The organism is Streptomyces sp. NPDC054770, from assembly GCF_053611985.1.
This window is the reverse complement of sequence record NZ_JBSHBL010000186.1, coordinates 1-2,728: the sequence shown is the minus strand read 5'-3', so window position 1 is coordinate 2,728 and position 2,728 is coordinate 1. Positions and strand designations below refer to the sequence as shown.

Below are 2,728 nucleotides of genomic sequence, written 5' to 3'. Positions count from 1 at the left end.
AGGCCGCCGACGAGCACCGGGCCGACGTCATCGGCATGTCCGGGCTGCTGGTGAAGTCCACGGTGATCATGAAGGAGAACCTGGAGGAGCTCAACCAGCGCGGCCTCGCGCAGCGCTTCCCGGTGATCCTGGGAGGTGCCGCACTCACCCGCGCCTACGTCGAGCAGGACCTGCACGAGCTCTACGAGGGCGAGGTCCGCTACGCCCGGGACGCGTTCGAGGGCCTGCGCCTGATGGACGCGCTCATCGGCGTCAAGCGCGGGCTGCCCGGCGCCGCGCTGCCCGAGCTGCGACAGCGCCGCGTGCCGAAGCGGGAGACGCCGCAGCTCAAGGTGCGGGAGCCGGAACCGGCCGGGCGCAGCGACGTGGCGGTCGACAACCCCGTACCCGAGCCTCCCTTCTTCGGGACGAGGGTCGTCAAGGGCATCCAGCTCGCCGAGTACGCGTCCTGGCTGGACGAGACGGCCCTGTTCAAGGGCCAGTGGGGCCTGAAGGACCAGGAGACGATCGAGTCGGAGGGCCGGCCGCGGCTGCGCGGCTGGCTGGACCGGCTGCAGACGGACCGGCTCCTCGAAGCGGCCGTGGTCCACGGCTACTTCCCCTGCGTGTCCAAGGGCGACGACCTGATCGTCCTGGACGAGGACGGTGGCGAACGGACCCGCTTCACCTTCCCCCGCCAGCAGCGTGGCCGCCGCCTGTGCCTGGCCGACTTCTTCCGCCCCGAGGAGTCCGGCGAGCGAGATGTCCTGGCCCTCCAGATGGTCACCGTGGGATCCAGGATCGGGGAGGCCACCGCCGAGCTGTTCGCCGCCGACTCCTACCGCGAGTACCTCGAACTGCACGGCCTGTCCGTCCAGTTGGCGGAGGCCCTCGCCGAGTACTGGCACAGCCGGGTCCGCGCGCAGTGGGGGATCGGCGGCGCCGACCCGACCGGCATCGACGGCATGCTGCGTACCGAGTACCAGGGCTGCCGCTACTCCCTCGGCTACCCGGCCTGCCCCGACCTCGAGGACCGGGCCAAGATCGCCGCGCTGCTGGGGCCCGAGCGGATCGGGGTCCGCCTCTCCGAGGAGTACCAGCTCCACCCCGAGCAGTCCACGGACGCCATCGTCGTCCACCACCCCGAGGCGAACTACTTCAACGCGGGAGGCCGACGATGAGCACCGTGCGCCAGGTCCTCGCGAGCGGGGCCCGTTCCTTCTCCTTCGAGTTCTTCCCCCCGAGGACCGAGGCGGGCGCCCGCACCCTGTGGAACGCGATCCGCCGCATCGAGTCGCTGTCGCCGACGTTCGTCTCCGTGACGTACGGCGCGGGCGGTTCGTCGCGGGACCGTACGGTCGAGGTGACCAAGCGCATCGCGACGCAGACGACCCTGCGGCCCGTCGCCCATCTGACGGCCGTGGGCCACTCGGTCGCCGAACTGCGCCACGTCATGGGCCAGTACGCGGACGCGGGCGTACGGGACGTGCTGGCGCTGCGCGGCGATCCGCCGGGCGACCCGAACGCCCGCTGGGTCCCGCACCCGCAGGGCCTCACCCACGCCCATGAGCTGGTCTCCCTCGTCCGCGGGCTGGGCGACTTCGGCATCGGTGTGGCGGCGTTCCCCGAGCGCCATCCGCGCTCGCCGGACTGGGACAGCGACATCAGGCACTTCGTCGCCAAGTGCCGGGCGGGCGCGGACTACGCGATCACCCAGATGTTCTTCGATCCGGAGGACTATCTGCGGCTGCGGGACCGGGTCGCCGCGGCCGGCTGCGACACCCCGATCATCCCCGAGATCATGCCCGCCACCGACGTCCGGCAGATCAGCCGCTTCGCGCAGCTCAGCGGCGCCGGCTTTCCCGAGGACCTGGCCCACCGCCTGGAGGCGGCGAAGGACGACCCGGCCGCGGGGCACCGCATCGGTGTCGACCACGCCACCGCCATGGCCGCCCGGCTGCTGGACGAGGGTGCGCCCGGCCTGCACTACATCACGCTCAACAAGTCCCTCGCGACGCTTGAGATCCACCAGAACATCCAGCCCACCCACAGCATCAGGAGCGCCGAGCATGTCCTCTCAGCCGAACGCTGACCTCACCGACCACGCCGACTTCACCGACTACAAGGTCGCCGACATCGGTCTCGCGGAGTTCGGCCGCAAGGAGATCACCCTGGCCGAGCACGAGATGCCCGGCCTGATGGCCATCCGCCGTGAGTACGCCGATGCCCGGCCGCTGGCCGGCGCCCGGATCACCGGCTCCCTGCACATGACCGTACAGACCGCGGTCCTCATCGAGACCCTGGTCGCCCTGGGCGCACAGGTCCGCTGGGTGTCCTGCAACATCTACTCCACGCAGGACCACGCCGCCGCCGCGATCGCCGCCGCGGGCATTCCGGTCTTCGCCTGGAAGGGCGAGACGCTGCAGGAGTACTGGTGGTGCACCGAGCAGGCGCTGACCTGGCCCGACGGCGACGGCCCCAACATGATTCTGGACGACGGCGGTGACGCCACCCTGCTCGTCCACAAGGGCGTCGAGTACCGGAAGACCGGCCGCCTCCCCGAGGCCGCCAACGAGGAACTCGCCGTCGTGCGCTCTCTGTTGGAGACCACCACCCTGGACTGGCCGGTCATCGCCGCCGGCATCCGCGGTGTGACCGAGGAGACCACGACCGGTGTCCACCGTCTGTACGAGATGCAGCGCGACGGTGACCTGCTGTTCCCGGCGATCAATGTCAACGACGCGGTCAC

The 2,728-nt window shown here is 70.8% G+C and carries 3 protein-coding genes; all 3 read left to right on the top strand.

The window, feature by feature from the left end; genetic code table 11:
• The coding region (locus ACWGKQ_RS52095; RefSeq protein ID WP_453299168.1) for a vitamin B12 dependent-methionine synthase activation domain-containing protein at positions 1-1,160 on the top strand (1,160 nt) is incomplete at its 5' end.
• A complete protein-coding gene (gene metF, locus ACWGKQ_RS52090; RefSeq protein WP_453299167.1) occupies positions 1,157-2,071 on the top strand; it encodes a methylenetetrahydrofolate reductase [NAD(P)H] in 915 nt (304 codons plus the stop codon). The genes ACWGKQ_RS52095 and metF, both read left to right, overlap by 4 nt.
• Positions 2,049-2,728 (top strand): adenosylhomocysteinase (locus ACWGKQ_RS52085; protein WP_453299166.1); only part of this gene is annotated, 680 nt, incomplete at its 3' end. The genes metF and ACWGKQ_RS52085, both read left to right, overlap by 23 nt.